The organism is Bradyrhizobium sp. 155, from assembly GCF_023101105.1.
In the GTDB taxonomy this organism is placed as follows: Bacteria; Pseudomonadota; Alphaproteobacteria; order Rhizobiales; family Xanthobacteraceae; genus Bradyrhizobium; species Bradyrhizobium canariense_D.
On the sequence record NZ_CP064704.1, the window covers coordinates 3,146,268 to 3,165,539 of the forward strand.

31 protein-coding genes are annotated in these 19,272 nt (G+C 63.2%); 29 read left to right on the forward strand and 2 right to left on the reverse strand.

Features of this window, described 5'->3' with window-relative positions:
- Positions 1-58 precede the first annotated feature (58 nt).
- From rpsJ to IVA93_RS15365, 29 genes are all read left to right on the forward strand, one after another.
- Positions 59-367: a 30S ribosomal protein S10 gene (rpsJ, locus tag IVA93_RS15225; protein WP_002712302.1), complete on the forward strand. Its 309-nt coding sequence runs from the start codon at positions 59-61 to the stop codon at positions 365-367.
- Positions 368-420: 53 nt separating this feature from the next.
- Complete coding sequence (gene rplC / locus IVA93_RS15230) at positions 421-1,134, forward strand: 50S ribosomal protein L3 (RefSeq protein WP_007603016.1); 714 nt, start codon at positions 421-423, stop codon at positions 1,132-1,134.
- A gap of 1 nt (position 1,135) precedes the next feature.
- Complete coding sequence (gene rplD, locus IVA93_RS15235) at positions 1,136-1,756, forward strand: 50S ribosomal protein L4 (RefSeq protein ID WP_007603018.1); 621 nt, start codon at positions 1,136-1,138, stop codon at positions 1,754-1,756.
- A complete protein-coding gene (locus IVA93_RS15240; RefSeq protein WP_007603019.1) occupies positions 1,753-2,055 on the forward strand; it encodes a 50S ribosomal protein L23 in 303 nt (100 codons plus the stop codon). Before rplD ends, IVA93_RS15240 begins: the two co-directional genes overlap by 4 nt.
- A 12-nt stretch (positions 2,056-2,067) precedes the next feature.
- Positions 2,068-2,901 (forward strand): 50S ribosomal protein L2, encoded by an 834-nt coding sequence (gene rplB, locus IVA93_RS15245; RefSeq protein WP_007611609.1) that lies wholly within the window; start codon positions 2,068-2,070, stop codon positions 2,899-2,901.
- 12 nt (positions 2,902-2,913) lie between these two features.
- Entirely contained in the window at positions 2,914-3,192 is a 279-nt protein-coding gene (rpsS, locus tag IVA93_RS15250; RefSeq protein ID WP_007603021.1) for a 30S ribosomal protein S19, read from the forward strand.
- Between the two features lie 10 nt (positions 3,193-3,202).
- On the forward strand, positions 3,203-3,589 hold the full coding sequence (gene rplV, locus IVA93_RS15255) for a 50S ribosomal protein L22 (protein ID WP_007603022.1): 387 nt from the start codon (positions 3,203-3,205) through the stop codon (positions 3,587-3,589).
- Between the two features lie 18 nt (positions 3,590-3,607).
- Positions 3,608-4,333 carry a 30S ribosomal protein S3 gene (gene rpsC, locus IVA93_RS15260; protein ID WP_007603023.1) on the forward strand — a complete coding sequence of 242 codons (726 nt, stop codon included), beginning with the start codon at positions 3,608-3,610 and terminating at the stop codon, positions 4,331-4,333.
- A gap of 32 nt (positions 4,334-4,365) precedes the next feature.
- Positions 4,366-4,779, forward strand: coding sequence for a 50S ribosomal protein L16 (rplP, locus tag IVA93_RS15265; protein ID WP_007603024.1), 414 nt, complete (start codon positions 4,366-4,368; stop codon positions 4,777-4,779).
- A 5-nt stretch (positions 4,780-4,784) separates the two neighbouring features.
- Positions 4,785-4,991, forward strand: a complete 207-nt coding sequence (rpmC, locus tag IVA93_RS15270; protein WP_007603026.1) for a 50S ribosomal protein L29 — start codon at positions 4,785-4,787, stop codon at positions 4,989-4,991.
- Between the two features lie 13 nt (positions 4,992-5,004).
- Complete coding sequence (gene rpsQ / locus IVA93_RS15275; protein ID WP_007603028.1) at positions 5,005-5,253, forward strand: 30S ribosomal protein S17; 249 nt, start codon at positions 5,005-5,007, stop codon at positions 5,251-5,253.
- A gap of 83 nt (positions 5,254-5,336) precedes the next feature.
- Positions 5,337-5,705: a 50S ribosomal protein L14 gene (gene rplN, locus IVA93_RS15280; RefSeq protein ID WP_007603030.1), complete on the forward strand. Its 369-nt coding sequence runs from the start codon at positions 5,337-5,339 to the stop codon at positions 5,703-5,705.
- Positions 5,705-6,019, forward strand: coding sequence for a 50S ribosomal protein L24 (gene rplX, locus IVA93_RS15285; RefSeq protein WP_007603031.1), 315 nt, complete (start codon positions 5,705-5,707; stop codon positions 6,017-6,019). The genes rplN and rplX overlap by 1 nt, the downstream gene beginning before the upstream one ends.
- On the forward strand, positions 6,012-6,569 hold the full coding sequence (gene rplE / locus IVA93_RS15290) for a 50S ribosomal protein L5 (RefSeq protein WP_007603032.1): 558 nt from the start codon (positions 6,012-6,014) through the stop codon (positions 6,567-6,569). The genes rplX and rplE overlap by 8 nt, the downstream gene beginning before the upstream one ends.
- A 46-nt stretch (positions 6,570-6,615) precedes the next feature.
- Positions 6,616-6,921, forward strand: coding sequence for a 30S ribosomal protein S14 (rpsN, locus tag IVA93_RS15295; protein WP_007611604.1), 306 nt, complete (start codon positions 6,616-6,618; stop codon positions 6,919-6,921).
- Between the two features lie 14 nt (positions 6,922-6,935).
- Complete coding sequence (gene rpsH / locus IVA93_RS15300; RefSeq protein WP_007603034.1) at positions 6,936-7,334, forward strand: 30S ribosomal protein S8; 399 nt, start codon at positions 6,936-6,938, stop codon at positions 7,332-7,334.
- Between the two features lie 16 nt (positions 7,335-7,350).
- The gene (gene rplF, locus IVA93_RS15305; RefSeq protein WP_007603035.1) at positions 7,351-7,884 is read left to right on the forward strand and encodes a 50S ribosomal protein L6; all 534 of its coding nucleotides are present in this window, start codon (positions 7,351-7,353) and stop codon (positions 7,882-7,884) included.
- 11 nt (positions 7,885-7,895) lie between these two features.
- Complete coding sequence (rplR, locus tag IVA93_RS15310; RefSeq protein WP_007603036.1) at positions 7,896-8,258, forward strand: 50S ribosomal protein L18; 363 nt, start codon at positions 7,896-7,898, stop codon at positions 8,256-8,258.
- A 47-nt stretch (positions 8,259-8,305) separates the two neighbouring features.
- Positions 8,306-8,893 (forward strand): 30S ribosomal protein S5, encoded by a 588-nt coding sequence (rpsE, locus tag IVA93_RS15315; RefSeq protein ID WP_007603037.1) that lies wholly within the window; start codon positions 8,306-8,308, stop codon positions 8,891-8,893.
- A 25-nt stretch (positions 8,894-8,918) separates the two neighbouring features.
- Positions 8,919-9,125, forward strand: coding sequence for a 50S ribosomal protein L30 (rpmD, locus tag IVA93_RS15320; protein ID WP_018456457.1), 207 nt, complete (start codon positions 8,919-8,921; stop codon positions 9,123-9,125).
- A 72-nt stretch (positions 9,126-9,197) separates the two neighbouring features.
- Positions 9,198-9,683 carry a 50S ribosomal protein L15 gene (rplO, locus tag IVA93_RS15325; RefSeq protein WP_027518586.1) on the forward strand — a complete coding sequence of 162 codons (486 nt, stop codon included), beginning with the start codon at positions 9,198-9,200 and terminating at the stop codon, positions 9,681-9,683.
- 152 nt (positions 9,684-9,835) lie between these two features.
- Positions 9,836-11,167, forward strand: a complete 1,332-nt coding sequence (gene secY, locus IVA93_RS15330; protein WP_007611601.1) for a preprotein translocase subunit SecY — start codon at positions 9,836-9,838, stop codon at positions 11,165-11,167.
- 265 nt (positions 11,168-11,432) lie between these two features.
- Positions 11,433-12,326 (forward strand): adenylate kinase, encoded by an 894-nt coding sequence (locus tag IVA93_RS15335; protein ID WP_247789843.1) that lies wholly within the window; start codon positions 11,433-11,435, stop codon positions 12,324-12,326.
- 187 nt (positions 12,327-12,513) lie between these two features.
- Entirely contained in the window at positions 12,514-12,882 is a 369-nt protein-coding gene (rpsM, locus tag IVA93_RS15340) for a 30S ribosomal protein S13 (RefSeq protein ID WP_018456460.1), read from the forward strand.
- A gap of 122 nt (positions 12,883-13,004) precedes the next feature.
- Entirely contained in the window at positions 13,005-13,394 is a 390-nt protein-coding gene (gene rpsK, locus IVA93_RS15345) for a 30S ribosomal protein S11 (protein WP_007603045.1), read from the forward strand.
- 111 nt (positions 13,395-13,505) lie between these two features.
- Positions 13,506-14,537, forward strand: a complete 1,032-nt coding sequence (locus IVA93_RS15350) for a DNA-directed RNA polymerase subunit alpha (protein WP_007603046.1) — start codon at positions 13,506-13,508, stop codon at positions 14,535-14,537.
- Between the two features lie 120 nt (positions 14,538-14,657).
- A complete protein-coding gene (gene rplQ / locus IVA93_RS15355) occupies positions 14,658-15,074 on the forward strand; it encodes a 50S ribosomal protein L17 (protein ID WP_018456461.1) in 417 nt (138 codons plus the stop codon).
- 159 nt (positions 15,075-15,233) lie between these two features.
- A complete protein-coding gene (locus tag IVA93_RS15360; RefSeq protein ID WP_247297052.1) occupies positions 15,234-16,022 on the forward strand; it encodes an SDR family NAD(P)-dependent oxidoreductase in 789 nt (262 codons plus the stop codon).
- Positions 16,023-16,031: 9 nt separating this feature from the next.
- Complete coding sequence (locus tag IVA93_RS15365; RefSeq protein ID WP_204511511.1) at positions 16,032-16,325, forward strand: DUF1330 domain-containing protein; 294 nt, start codon at positions 16,032-16,034, stop codon at positions 16,323-16,325.
- A gap of 30 nt (positions 16,326-16,355) precedes the next feature.
- Here the strand turns inward: IVA93_RS15365 and IVA93_RS15370 are convergent, their stop codons facing one another.
- Together IVA93_RS15370 and IVA93_RS15375 are read right to left on the reverse strand one after the other, a co-directional pair.
- Positions 16,356-17,369: a zinc-binding alcohol dehydrogenase family protein gene (locus IVA93_RS15370; protein WP_247370502.1), complete on the reverse strand. Its 1,014-nt coding sequence runs from the start codon at positions 17,367-17,369 to the stop codon at positions 16,356-16,358.
- An 81-nt stretch (positions 17,370-17,450) separates the two neighbouring features.
- On the reverse strand, positions 17,451-19,064 hold the full coding sequence (locus tag IVA93_RS15375) for an OprO/OprP family phosphate-selective porin (RefSeq protein WP_247541011.1): 1,614 nt from the start codon (positions 19,062-19,064) through the stop codon (positions 17,451-17,453).
- Positions 19,065-19,272: the final 208 nt, after the last annotated feature.

Sequence of the window (19,272 nt, forward strand, 5' to 3'; positions counted from 1 at the left end):
AGCGAATGTGACATTCGCTATTCGCTATTCGCCACCCCATTGAAGAAAGACCACGGCAATGAACGGCCAAAACATTCGCATCCGTCTCAAGGCGTTCGACCATCGTATCCTCGATACGTCGACCCGCGAGATCGTGAACACGGCGAAGCGCACCGGCGCGCAGGTCCGCGGACCCATTCCGCTGCCCACCCGCATCGAGAAGTTCACCGTCAACCGTTCGCCGCACGTCGACAAGAAGAGCCGCGAGCAGTTCGAGATGCGCACTCACAAGCGCCTGCTCGACATCGTCGATCCGACCCCGCAGACCGTCGATGCTTTGATGAAGCTCGACTTGGCCGCCGGTGTCGACGTCGAGATCAAGCTCTAAGATTTTTGGATCACGTTCGCCACTAGCGGACAGAAAGAACAGGAAGCACGCCGATGCGCTCCGGAGTGATCGCACAAAAGGTCGGGATGACGCGGGTCTTTACAGAGGCCGGCGAACATATCCCCGTGACCGTGCTGAAGCTCGGCAATTGCCAGGTCGTAGGCCACCGCACCGAAGAGAAAAACGGTTATGTCGCGCTCCAGCTTGGTTCTGGCAGCCGCAAGACCGTGTACATGCCCAAGGCGGAGCGCGGCCAGTTCGCGGTCGCCAAGGTCGAGCCGAAGCGGCAGGTCGAGGAATTCCGCGTCTCCGCGGATCAGATGATCCCCGTCGGTGCAGAGATCCTGGCCGACCACTTTGTCGTCGGTCAGTTCGTCGACGTCACCGGTACTTCGGTCGGTAAGGGTTTTGCCGGCGGTATGAAGCGCTGGAACTTCGGCGGTCTGCGCGCCACCCACGGCGTGTCGGTCTCTCACCGTTCGATCGGTTCGACCGGTGGCCGTCAGGACCCGGGCAAGACCTGGAAGAACAAGAAGATGCCCGGTCACATGGGCGTTGACCGCATCACCACGCTCAACCTTCGGGTCGTTCAGCTCGATGTCGAGCGCGGTCTGATCCTCGTCGAAGGCGCCGTTCCCGGTTCCAAGGGCGGCTGGATCCGCGTGCGCGACGCCGTCAAGAAGCCGCTGCCTAAGGAAGCTCCGAAGCCCGGCAAGTTCAAGGTTGCTGGCGAAGCGGACGCTGCTCCGGCTGCGCAGGAGGCGTGAGATGGAATTGAAGGTCACGACCCTCGAAGGTAAGGAAGCCGGCTCGGTCCAGCTTTCCGACACCATTTTCGGCCTCGAGCCGCGCCAGGACATCATTGCACGTTGCGTGCAGTGGCAGCTCAACAAGCGCCAGGCCGGTACGCACAAGGCCAAGGGCCGCGCCGAGATCTGGCGCACCGGCAAGAAGATGTACAAGCAGAAGGGTACCGGTGGTGCTCGTCACGGCTCGGCCCGGGTGCCGCAGTTCCGCGGAGGTGGCCGTGCCTTCGGTCCGGTGGTGCGTTCGCACGCCACCGACCTGCCGAAGAAGGTCCGTGCGCTCGCCCTCAAGCATGCGCTCTCGGCCAAGGCCAAGGACGGCGATCTCATCGTGATCGACAAGGCCGCGCTGGAAGCTGCCAAGACCAAGGCGCTGCTCGGTCATTTCTCCGGTCTGGGTTTGACCAACGCGCTGATCATCGACGGCGCCGAGCTCAACAACGGCTTCGCCGCTGCGGCCCGCAACATCCCGAACATGGACGTGCTGCCGATCCAGGGCATCAACGTCTATGACATCCTGCGCCGTCGGAAGCTTGTTCTGACCAAGGCCGCCATCGATGCGCTGGAGGCGCGCTTCAAATGACGAAGAACATCGAGCCTCGCCACTACGACGTGATCCTGTCGCCGGTCGTGACCGAAAAGGCCACGATCGCCTCGGAGCACAACAAGGTGCTGTTCAAGGTGGCCGCGAAGGCGACCAAGCCGCAGATCAAGGAAGCGATCGAGAAGCTGTTCGACGTCAAGGTCAAGAGTGTCAACACGCTGGTCCGCAAGGGCAAGACCAAGATCTTCCGCGGCAATCTCGGCTCGCAGTCGAACTCCAAGCGCGCGATCGTGACTCTCGAAGAGGGTCACCGGATCGACGTGACCACCGGTCTGTAAGGTCGTACGACGATGGCACTGAAGACATTCAATCCCACGACGCCGGGCCAGCGCCAGCTGGTCATGGTCGATCGTTCGGCCCTCTACAAGGGCAAGCCGGTCAAGGCGCTCACCGAAGGCAAGCACTCCTCCGGCGGCCGTAACAACACCGGTCGCATCACGGTGCGCTTCCGCGGCGGTGGTCATAAGCGAACGTTGCGTACCGTCGATTTCAAGCGCGACAAGGTCGATGCGCCCGCGACGGTCGAGCGGCTGGAGTACGATCCGAACCGCACCGCATTCATCGCGTTGGTCAAGTACGAAGACGGCACCCAGGCCTATATCCTGGCGCCGCAGCGTTTGGCCGTCGGTGATTCCGTCGTCGCCGGCAACTATGTCGACGTGAAGCCGGGCAATGTCATGCCGCTCGGCAACATGCCGGTCGGCACGATCATCCACAACATCGAGGTCAAGATCGGGAAGGGCGGCCAGCTCGCCCGTTCCGCGGGCACCTATGCCCAGCTCGTCGGTCGCGACCAGGACTACGTGATCATCCGCCTGAACTCGGGCGAACAGCGCCTGGTGCACGGCCGTTGCCGCGGCACGATCGGCGCGGTGTCGAACCCGGATCACATGAACACGTCGATCGGCAAGGCCGGCCGCAACCGTTGGCTGGGCCGCAAGCCGCACAACCGCGGCGTTTCGATGAACCCGATCGACCATCCGCACGGCGGTGGTGAAGGTCGTACCTCGGGCGGCCGCCACCCGGTTACTCCGTGGGGCAAGCCGACCAAGGGCAAGAAGACCCGCTCCAACAAGTCGACCAACAAATTCATTCTCCTAAGCCGCCACAAGCGGAAGAAGTAAGGAACGCCGGACATGGTTCGTTCAGTCTGGAAAGGCCCGTTCGTCGAGGGTTCTCTGCTCAAGAAGGCAGATGCCGCGCGCTCGTCCGGCCGTCACGACGTCATCAAGATCTGGAGCCGTCGCTCGACGATCCTGCCGCAATTCGTCGGCCTGACCTTCGGCGTCTACAACGGTCAGAAGCACGTGCCGGTGGCCGTCAACGAGGAAATGGTCGGTCACAAGTTCGGCGAGTTCTCGCCGACCCGCACCTTCCATGGCCACTCCGGGGACAAGAAAGCCAAGAAGGCTTGAGGATTAAACGATGAGCAAACCTAAGCGCGAACGGAGCCTCGCCGAGAACGAGGCCAAGGCGGTCGCCCGGATGCTGCGGGTGAGCCCGCAGAAGCTCAACCTGGTCGCCCAGCTCATTCGCGGCCGGAAGGCGGCTGCTGCGCTCGCCGACCTGCAGTTTTCGCGCAAGCGGATCGCGGTTGACGTGAAGAAGTGCCTGGAATCGGCTATTGCCAACGCCGAGAACAACCACGACCTCGACGTCGACGATCTCGTCGTGGCGCAGGCCTTCGTCGGCAACGGCCTCGTGATGAAGCGCTTTGCCGCCCGCGGCCGTGGCCGTTCGGGCCGTGTCTACAAACCATTTTCACAGCTGACGATCATCGTTCGTCAGGTCGAAGCCGCAGCAGCGGCTTAAGGGACGCAGGAGAACACGATGGGTCAAAAGATCAATCCGATCGGTCTGCGTCTCGGCATCAACCGGACCTGGGATTCCCGCTGGTACGCCGGCAAGCAGGAATACGGCAAGCTGCTGCACGAGGACGTCAAGATTCGTGAGATCCTGCACAAGGAGCTCAAGCAGGCAGCCGTTGCCCGCATCGTGATCGAGCGTCCGCACAAGAAGTGCCGCGTCACCATCCACTCGGCTCGTCCGGGCGTGGTGATCGGCAAGAAGGGCGCCGACATCGACAAGCTGCGCAAGAAGGTCGCGGACATCACGGCGTCCGACGTGGTCATCAACATCGTCGAAATCCGCAAGCCGGAGCTCGATGCGACGCTGGTGGCCGAGTCGATCGCGCAGCAGCTGGAGCGCCGCGTGGCGTTCCGCCGCGCCATGAAGCGCGCCGTGCAGTCAGCGATGCGTCTCGGTGCGGAAGGCATCCGCATCAACTGCTCGGGACGTCTGGGCGGCGCGGAAATCGCGCGCATGGAGTGGTACCGCGAAGGTCGCGTGCCGCTGCACACGCTGCGCGCAGACATCGACTACGGGGTTGCGACCGCGTTCACGACCTTCGGCACCTGCGGTGTCAAGGTCTGGATCTTCAAGGGCGAGATCCTCGAGCACGATCCGATGGCCCAGGACAAGAGAATGGCCGAAGGTGAGACTGGTGGCGGCGGCGATCGCGGCGGCCGGCAGCGCCGGGACAACGCTGCAGCCTGACGCCAGCACAGAGAATTTGAGGGCTTGAAGCCATGATGCAACCTAAGAAAACGAAGTTCCGGAAGGCGCATAAGGGCCGTATCCACGGCGTTGCGTCTTCGGGCGCGACGTTGGCGTTCGGCCAGTTCGGTCTGAAGGCGACCGAGCCTGAGCGCGTCACCGCGCGCCAGATCGAAGCCGCTCGCCGCGCGCTGACCCGCCACATGAAGCGCGCCGGCCGCGTCTGGATCCGCATATTCCCCGACGTTCCCGTGTCGAAGAAGCCTGCCGAAGTCCGCATGGGTTCCGGCAAGGGCGCGCCGGAATTGTGGGTCGCGCGCGTCAAGCCGGGCCGGGTGCTGTTCGAGATCGACGGCGTCAACACCCAGACGGCGCGTGAAGCGCTGACCCTGGCGGCAGCCAAGCTGCCGATCAAGACGCGCTTCGTCGAGCGCATTGCGGAGTAATGGCCATGGCCCAGATGAAAATCGAAGACATCCGCGCGTTGAGCCCCGATCAGCAGGACGACGCCATCCTGAACCTGAAGAAGGAGCGCTTCAACCTGCGCTTCCAGCGCGCCACCGGGCAGCTCGAGAACACCTCGCGCCTGCGCGAAGCCCGCCGTGACATCGCCCGGATCAAGACCGTCGCCGCGCAGACGCGCGCGAAGAAGAAGTAAGAGGCTTACGAAGATGCCGAAACGTACTTTGCAGGGCGTGGTCGTCAGCGACAAGCAAGCCAAGACCATCGTGGTGCGCGTCGATCGCCGCTTTACGCACCCGATCTACAAGAAGACGATCCGCCGTTCGAAGAACTACCACGCGCACGACGAGAGCAACGAGTTCAAGCCGGGCGACATGGTGTGGATCGAGGAATCGAAGCCGATTTCGAAGTTGAAGCGCTGGGTCGTGATCCGGGGCGAACACAAGAAAAGCGCCTGATCTGTTGGCTTTAGCCGACTGACTTCAGGTTAATGTTGAGCGCCGGCTGGGCTGGCGCAAAGAGAAGAGGACGAGGTGCATCAATGATTCAGATGCAGACCAACCTCGACGTGGCCGATAATTCTGGCGCACGCCGTGTCATGTGTATCAAGGTGCTCGGGGGCTCCAAGCGCCGCTACGCCACGATCGGCGACATCATCGTTGTCTCGATCAAGGAAGCTATTCCGCGCGGCAAGGTGAAGAAGGGCGACGTGATGAAGGCCGTCGTGGTGCGCGTCCGCAAGGACATTCGCCGCGCCGACGGTTCGGTCATCCGCTTCGACCGCAACGCCGCCGTTCTGATCAACAATCAGTCCGAGCCGGTCGGTACCCGTATCTTCGGGCCCGTGCCGCGCGAGCTGCGCGCCAAGAACCACATGAAGATCATCTCGCTCGCGCCGGAGGTGCTGTGATGGCTGCGAAGATCCGCAAGGGCGACAAGGTCGTCGTGCTGACCGGCCGCGACAAGGGCCGCACCGGCGAGGTGTTCGAAGTGCGTCCCGACGCCGGTACGGCGCTGGTGCGCGGCATCAACATGGTCAAGCGTCACCAGAAGCAGACGCAGGCCCAGGAGGGCGGCATCATCTCGAAAGAGTCGCCGATCCAACTGTCCAACATCGCGTATGTCGGCAAGGACGGGAAGCCGACCCGCGTCGGATTCAAGATTCTGGCGGACGGCAAGAAGGTCCGCATCGCCAAGAGCTCGGGAGCTGAGATCGATGGCTGAGGCCGCTTACACACCGCGCCTGCGCGCGGAATACGACGCGAAGATCCGGACGGAAATGACCGAGAAGTTCGGTTATGAGAACGTCATGCAGGTTCCGCGCCTGGACAAGGTCGTGCTGAACATGGGCGTTGGCGATTCCGTCAACGACCGCAAGAAGGCCGAGAACGCCGCTGCGGAATTGACCCAGATCGCCGGCCAGAAGGCGATCGTGACCTATTCGCGGATCGCGATCGCGACCTTCAAGTTGCGTGAGAACCAGCCGATCGGCTGCAAGGTCACGCTGCGCAAGGCCCGTATGTACGAGTTCATCGATCGTCTGGTGACGGTCGCGCTGCCCCGCGTCCGCGACTTCCGCGGCTTGAACCCGAAGAGCTTCGATGGCCGCGGCAACTACTCGCTCGGCCTCAAGGAACACATCATTTTCCCCGAGATCGACTTCGACAAGGTCACGGAATCCCGCGGTATGGACATCACCGTCTGCACCACGGCCAAGACCGACGACGAGGCGAGGGCCTTGTTGACCGCATTCAATTTCCCGTTCCGGCAGTGAGACGCTGACCTAAAGCCTCTCAAACGCGGATACCCAGGAGCCAAGCATGGCAAAGAAGAGTTCAATCGAGAAGAACAACCGGCGCAAGCGGATGACGAAGAACGCCGCCCCGAAGCGCGAGCGGTTGAAGGCGATCATCGCCGACAAGACGTTGCCGATGGAGGAGCGGTTCGCTGCGACCCTGAAGCTGGCGGAAATGCCGCGCAACTCGTCGGCGACCCGCATCCGTCTGCGTTGCGAGCTGTCGGGCCGTTCGCGCTCGAACTATCGCTTGACCAAACTGTCCCGCATCGCAATGCGGGACCTTGGCTCCAAGGGCATGGTCCCGGGCCTCGTGAAGTCCAGCTGGTAAGGAGGGTCGTTTAGATGTCTACGCACGATCCAATCAGCGATCTGATCACCCGCATCCGTAACGCGCAGATGCGCTCCAAGAACAAGGTCTCCACGCCTGGCTCGAAGATGCGCGAGAACGTGCTCGAGGTGCTGAAGAGCGAAGGCTACATCCGCGGTTACGCGACGCTCGAGCATTCCTCGGGCCGCAGCGAGATCGAGATCGAGCTGAAGTATTTCGACGGCGAGCCCGTTATCCGTGAGATCGAGCGTGTCTCCAAGCCCGGACGTCGCGTGTACGCCTCGGTGAAGAACCTGCCGCGGGTCAATAACGGACTCGGCATTTCGGTGTTGTCGACGCCGAAGGGAATCATGGCTGACCACAGTGCGCGTGAAGCGAACGTGGGCGGCGAAGTTCTCTTCACGGTGTTCTGAGAAGGATTTTTGATCCATGTCACGTGTTGGCAAAAGACCGGTAGCGGTGCCGTCGGGTGTGACCGCGACCGTCGACGGGCAGACCGTCAAGATGAAGGGGCCGAAGGGCCAGCTTCAGTTCGTCGTCCATAACGACGTCGAGGTGAAGCTCGACAACGGCCAGGTCAAGGTGAACCCGCGGGTCGAGACCAACCGCGCGCGGGCCCTGTACGGGACCGCTCGCGCCCAGGTCGCGAATCTGGTCGAGGGTGTCACCAAGGGTTTCGAGAAGAAGCTCGAAATCACCGGCGTCGGTTACCGCGCCGCGCTGCAGGGCAAGAACCTGCAGCTCGCGCTCGGCTACAGCCACGATGTGGTCTACGCGATCCCGGAAGGGATCACGATCACCGTGCCGAAGCCGACCGAGATCACGGTGACGGGCAGCGACATTCAGCGCGTCGGCCAGGTCGCCGCCGAGATTCGCTCCTATCGTCCGCCGGAGCCCTACAAGGGCAAGGGCGTGAAGTATGTTGGCGAATTCATCTTCCGCAAGGAAGGCAAGAAGAAGTAACGGAGCCGGTCATGTCGAAAGCCAAGGTTACGAATGCCCGGCGCAAGCGCAGTGTACGTCTGAAGCTGCGCCGCTCGGGTGGCGGCCGTCCGCGCCTGTCGGTGTTCCGCTCGTCCAAGCACATCTACGCCCAGGTCATCGACGACCTGAAGGGCGAGACGCTGGCCTCTGCCTCGTCGCTCGAGAAGTCGATGCGCGATGGCGGCAAGACCGGCGCCGACATCGATGCGGCGAAGGCGGTCGGCAAGCTGCTGGCCGAGCGCGCCGCCGAGAAGGGTGTCAAGGAAGTCGTGTTCGATCGCGGCAGCTATCTCTATCACGGGCGCGTCAAGGCTCTTGCCGACGCGGCGCGTGAAAGCGGGCTGAGCTTCTAACAGAATTTGAGGATTGAGGCGTAAGCCTCTGAAGGACTGGAAAAACCATGGCAGAACGCGAACAACGTGGTGGACGTGATCAACGCGGCGGCGGACGTGAACGCAGGGAAGAGCGCGACAGCGAGTTCGTTGACAAGCTCGTCCACATCAATCGCGTCGCCAAGGTCGTCAAGGGCGGCAAGCGCTTCGGTTTCGCAGCGCTGGTCGTGATCGGCGACCAGAAGGGCCGCGCCGGCTTCGGTCACGGCAAGGCGCGCGAAGTGCCCGAGGCGATCCGCAAGGCAACCGAATCCGCCAAGCGCAACCTGACCCGCGTGTCGTTGCGCGAGGGCCGCACGCTGCATCACGACATCGCCGGCCGTCATGGCGCGGGCCGTGTTTACCTGCGCGCAGCTCCGGCCGGTACCGGCATCATCGCCGGCGGTCCGATGCGCGCCGTGTTCGAGACGCTCGGCGTCCAGGACGTGGTTGCGAAGTCGATCGGCTCGTCGAACCCGTACAACATGGTTCGCGCGACCTTCGATGCGCTGAAGCATCAGGATTCGCCGCGCTCGGTCGCTGCCCGCCGCAACATCAAGGTGTCCACCCTCCAGTCCCGCCGTATCGGTGGTGACGCCGAGGCGGTTGCCGAATAACGGAAGCTTTTCGGAGTAGACGCCTATGGCCAAGAGTGCCGTTACGACCGCAAAGACGATCAAGCTCGAGCAGACCGGCAGCGCGATCCGCCGCCATCACTCGCAGCGTTCGACGCTGATCGGGCTCAAGCTCAACAAGATCGGCCGCATCAGCGAACTGCCGGACACCCCGGCGGTCCGCGGCATGATCTTGAAAGTTCACCATCTCGTTCGCATTGTCGACGAGAAGTAAGCAAAGGCGCACGATCCCGAAGCGAGACCCGTTTTCGGTGAAGGTCATGCGCAAGAAACAAGGAGCAGGGCGATGAAGCTCAGCGATATCGCCGACAATGCCGGCTCGCGCAAGAAGCGTATGCGCGTCGGCCGCGGCATTGGTTCGGGCAAGGGCAAGCAGGCCGGCCGCGGTGGCAAGGGCCAGACCGCGCGTTCGGGCGTGCGCATCAAGGGTTTCGAAGGCGGCCAGATGCCCTTGCATCGCCGTCTGCCCAAGCGCGGCTTCAACAACATCTTCCGCGTGGAGTTCGCCGAGATCAATCTCGACCGGCTCCAGGATGCGGTCGATGCCAAGAAGATCGACGCCGGCAGCGTCGTGAACGTCGAATCCCTGGTCAAGGCCGGCGTGCTGCGCCGCGCCAAGGGTGGCCTGCGGCTGCTCGGCCGCGGCGAGTTCAAGGCCAAGCTCAACATCGAAGTGCACGGCGCCTCGAAGACCGCGATCGCGGCAGTCGAGAAGGCCGGCGGCTCGGTGAAGATCCTCGCGCCTGCCAAGGAAGAAGGCGAGGCGGCGTAACAACTGCGTCATCGGCCCGCGGCTCGCGGGCCTTTACGCACGCGGGACGATGGACTTATCGAAGCCGTAGCCCCAGATAATGTCCGGTGTCCGGTATAATGTAGCCCGGCCGCGGGCATAACGGCGCAATAAGCGGCGGGAGAAAGTCCAAGATGGCCTCTGCAGCGGAACAACTGGCAGCCAATCTCAATTTCGGTGCGTTTGCCAAGGCCGACGAACTGAAGAAGCGCATCTGGTTCACCCTGGGCGCGCTGCTCGTTTATCGGCTCGGGACCTACATCCCGTTGCCCGGCATCGATCCCAACATCTGGGAGCAGGTGTTCCGCTCCCAGGCGGGCGGCATCCTCGGCATGTTCAATATGTTCGCTGGCGGCGGCATTCACCGCATGGCGATCTTTGCGCTGAACATCATGCCGTACATCTCGGCGTCCATCATCATCCAGCTCCTGACCACCGTCTCGCCGCAGCTCGAGGCGCTGAAGAAGGAAGGCGAGTCCGGCCGCAAGCTGCTGAACCAGTACACCCGTTATCTCACGGTGATCCTGGCCGCGTTCCAGTCCTACGGCATTGCGGTGGGTCTCGAAGGCGCTGGCAACGTCGTCAGCGACCCCGGCATGTTCTTCCGCCTGTCGACGGCGATCACGCTGACCGGCGGCACCATGTTCCTGATGTGGCTGGGCGAGCAGATCACCTCGCGCGGCATCGGCAACGGCATTTCCCTGATCATTCTCTCCGGCATCGTCGCCGAGCTGCCCGCGGCGCTCGCCAACATGCTCGAGCTCGGCCGTCAGGGTGCGATGTCGACCGGCCTGATTCTGGTGGTCATCATCATGGCGGTGGCCGTGATCGCCTTCATCGTGTTCGTGGAGCGCGCCCAGCGCCGGCTCTTGATCCAGTATCCGAAGCGCCAGGTCGGCAACAAGATGTTCGAGGGGCAGTCCTCGCATCTGCCGCTCAAGCTCAACACCTCGGGCGTGATCCCGCCGATCTTCGCGTCCTCGCTGCTGCTGCTGCCGACCACGGTTGCGAACTTCAACGCGGGCAGCGGGCCGGAATGGTTCCAGTGGATCAACACCCAGCTCGGCCACGGCCGTCCGCTGTTCCTGATCATGTATCTGGCGCTGATCGTGTTCTTCGCCTTCTTCTACACCGCGATCGTGTTCAATCCGACCGAGACCGCGGACAATCTGAAGAAGCACGGCGGCTTCATTCCGGGTATCCGCCCGGGCGAGCGTACCGCGGAATATATCGACTACGTGCTGTCGCGGATCACCGTGCTCGGCGCGGTGTATCTGGCGATCGTCTGCTTGATTCCGGAAATCCTGATCTCCTACGCGTCGGTGCCGTTCTACTTTGGCGGCACTTCGCTGCTGATCGTCGTCAGCGTCACCATGGACACGGTGGCGCAGGTGCAGGGCTATCTGCTGGCGCATCAGTACGAAGGCCTGATCCGGAAGTCGAAGCTGCGCGGCCGGCGCCGTTAAGCGCGGCGTCCCTCGGGCGGCGCGATTGCGCCGCCGATTCGCCGCGCGTGCAATGCGCGCGGACGGCGAGCCGGCCATTCGGTCGCCTCGGCAGAGTCGCTCTTCCTGTCGTGCAAGCATTGATCTCAAAGGCTTCTTGGCGTCCGGCCATTTGCCCCCCTATGATATGGGTAGCGGTGCGGCGCTGATTATGATTTGCACTGTAACTGGACTTCAAAACACGGGCGCGCGACGTATCGCGCACCAATCGGGGGGGCGTACGCCGATGAGAATTATACTTCTGGGGCCACCGGGATCGGGCAAGGGCACCCAGGCGCAGCTGCTGGTGCAGCGCTATGGCATCGTCCAGCTCTCGACCGGCGAGATGTTGCGTGCAGCGGTGGCGGCCGGAACGCCGGTCGGGCTCAAGGCTAAGGAGATCATGGCCAGCGGCGGTCTCGTGCCAGACGATGTCGTGGTGGGGATCATCTCCGATCGGATCGATCAGCCGGATGCCAAAAACGGTTTCATCCTTGACGGTTTCCCTCGGACCGTGCCGCAGGCCGAGGCGCTGGATGAGCTGCTCAAGCACAAGCACCTCAAGCTCGATGCCGTGATCGAGCTCCGCGTCAACGAAAGCGCGCTCCTGAATCGCGTCGAGACTCGCGTCGCCCAGATGCGCGAGCGCGGGGAAGAGGTCCGGCTCGATGACACCCCGGAGGTCCTGACCAAGCGACTCGCCAGCTACCGGAGCCAGACGGAACCGCTGATTCACTACTATTCCGAGCGGCGCAAGCTCTCGACCATCGACGGCATGATGGCCATCGATGAGGTCACCCGCGCCATCCATCGCCAGCTCCTGGCGCTCGGGGCGGTCGAGCCCAAGACGCATGGCAAGGCACATGGCAAGACGCGCGCCCGGAGTGCGACAAAGGCGGCCCCGGCCAGAAAGGCCAAGGCGGCGAAGAAATCGGCCAAAAAGCCTGCGAAAGCGGCCAAAAAGGCTGCCAAATCCAGGAGGGCGGCCAAGAAGGCTACGACGGCAGGCACGAGAATCGTCAAGAAAGCCGCCAAGAAGGCGGGGAAGAAGAAGGCAGCCAAAAAGACCGCCACGAAGGCTGTCAAGAAAGGTGCCAAAAAGGCCGCAAAAAAGGTCACGAAAAGGCGAGCTAAGCGCTAGCAGCGGTTGACGAAAGCCCCCTGAATCCCCTAATAAGCCCCGCATCCAAGTCGGATAGTTTCAAACGATGCCGGGCCCTAGGAAGACCAGGGGTGGGCGTCGTGTTCGCGTTTGTGAACACCTGCCCGAGAAACCAAGCACTTAAAGCCCGATTCCTGACGAGGGATTGGCGACAGGAGAGAAGGCCGTGGCCCGTATTGCCGGCGTGAACATCCCGACCAACAAGCGCGTGCTGATCGCGCTCCAGTACATCCATGGCATCGGTCAGAAGATCGCCGGTGAGATTCTGGAGAAGGTGAAGATCCCGGTGGATCGTCGCGTCAATCAGCTCAGCGACGCCGAAGTGCTCCAGATCCGCGAAGTGATCGACCGCGACTATATGGTTGAGGGCGATTTGCGTCGTGAGGTCGGCATCAACATCAAGCGTCTGATGGACCTCGGCTGCTATCGCGGCCTGCGCCATCGTCGCGGTCTGCCGGTGCGTGGCCAGCGTACCCACACCAACGCGCGTACGCGCAAGGGTCCGGCCAAGGCCATCGCCGGCAAGAAGAAGTAGGTTTTCGCATCCAATCACGGCGTGTGGCGACCCGGGGATGACCCGTTCGCCACGCGCCTTTCGTTCCACAGGTGTAGCCGCTGGCATTACGGCGGCGTTGAGATCTTCAGGAAAGGTAGTCTATGGGCAAGGAAGCCACCCGCGTTCGTCGTCGTGAGCGCAAGAACATCGCCTCCGGCGTCGCGCACGTGAACTCGTCGTTCAACAACACGACCATCACCATCACCGACGCGCAGGGCAACACGATTGCCTGGTCCTCCGCCGGCACGATGGGCTTCAAGGGCTCGCGCAAGTCGACCCCGTATGCCGCACAGGTTGCCGCCGAGGACGTGTCGAAGAAGGCGCAGGAGCACGGCATGCGCACGCTGGAAGTCGAAGTCGCCGGTCCCGGTTCGGGCCGCGAATCGGCGCTCCGGGCGCTGCAGGCCGCGGGCTTCACCGTCACCTCGATCCGCGACGTGACCACGATCCCGCACAACGGTTGCCGTCCCCGTAAGCGTCGGCGCGTTTGATACCAGATTGCGGGCGCATTGGCGCCCGCGATGATTTTTTGCAAAGCCGTGGAAATGATCTGCGGCCTTTCTCCAACGCCGGTGCCTGCAACAGCAGTCTGACTGGCCTGTATGGGTGAAACAGTGACGATCCAGAAAAATTGGCAAGAACTGATTCGGCCGAACAAGCTGCAGGTACAGCCCGGCAGCGATCCGACCCGTTTCGCGACCATCGTCGCCGAACCGCTCGAGCGCGGCTTCGGCCAGACGCTCGGCAACGCGCTTCGCCGCATTCTGCTGTCCTCGCTCCAGGGCGCGGCAGTGCAGTCGGTGCACATCGACGGCGTGCTGCACGAGTTCTCCTCGATCGCGGGCGTCCGTGAGGACGTCACCGACATCGTGCTCAACATCAAGGACATCTCGATCAAGATGCAGGGCGAAGGCCCCAAGCGCATGGTCGTCAAGAAGTCCGGACCGGGCGTCGTCACCGCCGGCGACATCCAGACCGTGGGCGACGTCGTCGTGCTCAATCCCGACCTGCAGATCTGCACGCTCGATGAGGGCGCCGAGATCCGTATGGAGTTCACGGTCGCAACCGGCAAGGGCTACGTTCCCGCCGAGCGCAACCGCCCCGAGGACGCACCGATCGGCCTGATCCCGGTCGACAGCCTGTACTCGCCGGTCCGCAAGGTCTCCTACAAGGTCGAGAACACCCGCGAGGGCCAGATCCTCGACTACGACAAGCTGACCATGACGATCGAGACCAACGGCGCGCTGACGCCGGATGATTCCGTGGCCTACGCGGCGCGCATCCTGCAGGATCAGCTCAACGTGTTCGTCAACTTCGAAGAGCCGCGCAAGGAAGTCGCCCAGGAGATCATCCCGGACCTCGCCTTCAACCCGGCCTTCCTCAAGAAGGTGGACGAGCTCGAGCTGTCGGTGCGCTCGGCCAATTGCTTGAAGAACGACAACATCGTCTACATCGGCGACCTCGTGCAGAAGAGCGAAGCGGAAATGCTCCGCACTCCGAACTTCGGCCGCAAGTCTCTGAACGAGATCAAGGAAGTGCTGGCCCAGATGGGTCTGCACCTCGGCATGGAAGTGCCGGGCTGGCCGCCGGAGAACATCGACGAGCTCGCCAAGCGCTTCGAGGATCACTACTGATCCGAGCGACAACAGGCTGAGGCGCGAATTCATCGCGCCTTAGCGGGCGAACGCAGGCAGCCCACCTGAGCAACTGGTCCGACGAACCGTCGCGACGAATGAAATTCAAGGAATAGATAAATGCGTCACGGCAAGGTTCATCGCAAGCTCAACCGCACCGCTGAGCATCGCCGCGCGATGTTCGCCAACATGTGCGCCGCGCTGATCAAGCACGAGCAGATCGTTACCACGCTGCCGAAGGCGAAGGAATTGCGTCCGATCGTCGAGAAGCTGATTACCCTCGGCAAGAAGGGCGGGCTGGCCATGCGCCGTCAGGCCATCTCGGAGATGCGTGACAAGGATCAGGTCAGGAAGCTGTTCGACACGCTCGCGCCCCGCTACAAGGATCGCCAGGGTGGCTACACCCGCATCATCAAGGCCGGCTTCCGCTACGGCGACAACGCCCCGATGGCCGTGATCGAGTTTGTCGATCGTGATGTCGATGCCAAGGGCCTGGATTCCGGTCCGGTGCAGGAAAAGGAAGCCGAGGCGGCATAAGCCGACCGGCAGAGAGTTTTCAGAAAGCGGCGCCTTCGGGCGCCGCTTTTTTATTGGCCGTCCTGTTGGTTACGTCCCGCTCCTCACGCGTCGGTGAGTGCCGATTGCTATCGTGCCGGCAGCGCCCAATATCTCCGCAAGCATCAACGGAGATCACGCATGAACATCGACCTGTCCGGAAAGACCGCCCTCGTCACCGGCTCGACTGCCGGCATCGGCCACGCCATCGCCAAGGGCCTTGCCGGCTCGGGTGCGAGCGTCGTGATCAACGGACGCGGCCAGGACAAGGTCGATGCGGCCGTGCGCAAGCTGGAAGGGGCGGGCGGAAAGGTCCGCGGCATCGCCGCCGACGTCTCGACCGCGGCGGGCTGCAAGGCGCTGGCCGCGGCGCTGCCAGACGTCGACATCCTCATCAACAATGCCGGCATCTTCGAGCCGAGGGACTTTTTCGACATTCCGGACGAGGACTGGAGCCGCTTTTTCGAGGTCAACGTGATGAGCGGCGTGCGTCTCTCGCGTGCGTATATGAAAGGCATGCTCAAGCGCAACTGGGGCCGAATCGTCTTCATCTCCTCGGAGTCCGGGCTCAACATTCCCGTCGAGATGATCCACTACGGCATGAGCAAGACGGCGCAGCTCTCGGTCGCGCGGGGCCTGGCGCAGCTCACACGGGGCACCGGCGTCACCGTCAATTCCGTGCTGCCGGGCCCGACAATGTCGGAGGGCGTCGAGACGTTCGTGAAGGATCTTGCCAAGCAGAACGGCCAGTCGGTCGATGAGGCCGCGGCCAATTTCGTCAAACAACATCGCCCAAGCTCGCTGCTCCAGCGCTTCGCCAGCGTCGATGAGATCGCCAACATGGTGGTGTATGCGGCTTCGAAGGAAGCCTCGGCGACCAACGGCGCGGCGTTGCGTGCGGAGGGCGGCATCATCAATACGATTGCCTGAGGCCTGCGGATGCCGGCCTATGTGATCTCCGAGGTCGAGGTACGCGACAGAGCCGCGATGGAAGCCTATCGCGAGCTGGCCGCAGCAACCATCGCGCAATATGGCGGCCGCTATCTCGTGCGCGGCGGCGCCGCCGAATTGGTGGAGGGCGGCCCGCCGCCCAAGACCATCATCATCGTGGAGTTCCCATCGATGGCGCGGGCGCAGGAATGGTATGCCTCGGCCGAGTACGCCGAGGCGCTGAAGCTGCGGCACACGGCGCTGGAGCGTCGGCTGCTGTTTGTCGAGGGCGTGGCACCGTAGACAAGCCCGGGCATGAGGAGTGAGTGGCCGCTACCACCCCTCCAGCACGATCTTGCCGCGCGACTTGCCACTCTCGAGCAGTGCATGCGCGCGCTTGAGGTTGGCCGCGTTGATGGTGCCGAAGGTCTGGTCGAGCGTCGTGCGCAAGACGCCCTTGTCGATGAGGTCGGCGACGTCGTTGAGCAGATGATGCTGCGCGATCATGTCGGCGGTTTGAAAGGAGGAGCGCGTGAACATCGATTCCCAATGCACCGAGATGGCCTTGCCCTTGAACGCGCTCACAGTGAATTCCGGGGGATCGTCGATCAGGCCGAATCTGCCCTGCGGCGCCATGAACTCGGCGATGCTCTTGTAGTGCTGGTCGGTGAATGTGAGGCTCGCCACCAGCGCGACGGGCGGCAGCTTGAGCTTCTCGACCTGCTCTTTCATCGGTTGGCCGTGGTCGATCACCGCATGCGCGCCGAGACCGAGGCACCATTTTTGCGACTCCGGCCGCGTCGCGGTCGCGAGCACCGTCAGCCCGGTGAGGCGGCGGGCGAGCTGGATCAGGACCGAGCCAACGCCGCCAGCGCCGCCCGTGATCAAGAGCGTGCGCGGATCGACACTCTTGCCGGGCACCGCACCGAGCCGATCGAACAACAGCTCCCAAGCGGTGATGGAGGTGAGGGGAAGGGCGGCGGCTTGCGCGAACGACAGGCTCTTCGGCTTGTTGCCGACGATGCGCTCGTCGACCAGGTGGAATTCGGAATTGGTACCCTGGCGCAGGATCGAGCCGGCGTAAAATACCTCGTCGCCTGGCTTGAACAGCGTGACGTCGGGACCAACGGCGTCGACAACGCCGGCCGCGTCATAGCCCAGAATCTTGGTCTCGCCCTCGTGCGGGGCTGCGCGCTTGCGCACCTTGTAATCGACCGGATTGGCCGAGATCGCCTTCACAGCCACGCGGATATCACGGCCCTTGGGTTCGGGCTTGGCGGTCTCGAAATCGAACAGCGCGTCCTGATCCTCGATCGGAAGCGACTTCCTGTAGCCGACGGCCTTCATGGCTTGTCTCCTTCAGATAGTGTTGCAAATGCCGGGTCCCGGGTTCGCGTTTTCGCGCGCCCCCGGGATGACAAGCGAGACCTAGAACGCGAACTGCGTCCGCATCGCGACCGCATCGAACTTCGAACCGACATCAGCGGTCGAGATCGGCGAGGCCTGCCTCGACACCGTGCCATGCAGATAGTCCAGCATGAAACGGACGTTGCCGTTGACATACCAGTTCAGCGCTGCCGTGTAGACGGTCTGCCGGCCGCCTGCGATGCCGGTTGCGGTGCCGAGTTGATCGTTGAGGTCGATCGTGGAGAAGCGTCCCGCGACCTCCCACGCGCCCCAGCCGCCGCCCTCGAGGGAGAACGGGTGTGCCGGCTTGACGCCGCCATAGGCCGCATTGGCCGCATTATAGCTGCGACCCTCGCCCGTCAGCACGTAGCCGGCTTGCGCATAGCCGCCCTGGAATTTGAGGCTTGGCGCACCCAGCGGCGGCAGGCCGGTATTGGCGCTGCGATCGATGTTGTACCAGAAATACTCGCCTTGCAGGATCAGCGGTCCATAGGTGGCGGCCGCTTCGACGCTGTAGACCTGCGCGCCGGAGGCATTGGCGATTGCGCCGGTCGTAGCCAGCGCCGTGGGATCGATGCGCAGTTCCGGACGATCGTTCAGCGTCACCGTCTGTGCACCCGTCACCAGATTGCGCGTCGGCTGGATCAGCCATTCGGCATTGCCGCCGAGATGGACCGAGTAGTCTTTGCCGCTGACGACTTGGCTGGCGACACGCGCGACCGCGCCGTATTGTTCCGTGGTGCCGTTCGGCGCAACGCTCGACGCTGAGTGGATCGCACCGGTGGCGGGACCGGTGACATAGGCGCCAGCCCAGAACACGTCGTTGTACCAGCGCGTGCCGACCGCCGAACGGAAGTCGCCCGCAGCGATGCTCGTGGCGACGATCCCCGCCGAGGCGCGTTCCATGAACATGATGTCGTTGGAGCTCGTGGCCTCATCGAGGGTGTAGGGCAGGTCCATGATGCCGCCTTCGATGGCCATCTTGCCGCCGAACGGTTTCAGGCCGGTATAGCTGAGATAGGCGTTCTCGATGCCGGAGACGCCGCCGCCGGGCAGCGAACCCGGAGCTGCGCCGCCAAACCCGTCGGAGGAGCCGCCGAAGTCGTAGACCAGCGCGAAATTCCAGTCGTGGAAGAACTTGCCGGCGACACCGATGCGCGCGCGGCGGACGTTCTCGCCGCTGTCGAGCTTTTGCGGCACGGTCGCCGCCGTGTTGGGCCGATAGTCGTAGCCGCCGACATCCCAATGCACGCGGCTTGTGATCCCGACGCAGTTAGCCCCATCGGCAGTGCAGATGGTCGGTCGGTTGTTCGGCATTGTCACGACGACGCCGGATGCGGGCGCCAGTCCCTTGAGCGGGATCGCCGCGTTGGCGTTGGCGACGGCGGCCTTCGCTTCGGAACGCGCTTCGGCTTTCGCCTCCGCCTTCGCCTCAAGCCTGGCCTTCGCTGTGGCCGCGGTATTCGCGGCGGTCTGGCTCTGGAGCTTGTCGAGCTTCTGCTCCAGCATCTTCAGCTGCTGCTTCAGGAGCGCGATCTCCTGGTCGCTGCTGCTCGCCGATTGGGCCTGGGCCTGCGAGGCTGCCAGTGCGGCGGCGAGACCCATCGCCGTGGCTGCAATTCTTGTCCTGCTCACGTCATGACTCCATCGTTTGACGAACTTCCCCAAGTCGCTGGCGGAGAGCCTAGGTGTGATCGATGACTGCCCCGCGACGCTGCGCCCGGTTGCACGGTTCCCACTGGTGTAAATTCGCCGCAACCGAATCCGCCTTGCACCACCATGCAAGATGACGCACATCATGCCAATCCACAGCCCCGGCAAATTGCTATTTCGCACGCACAGC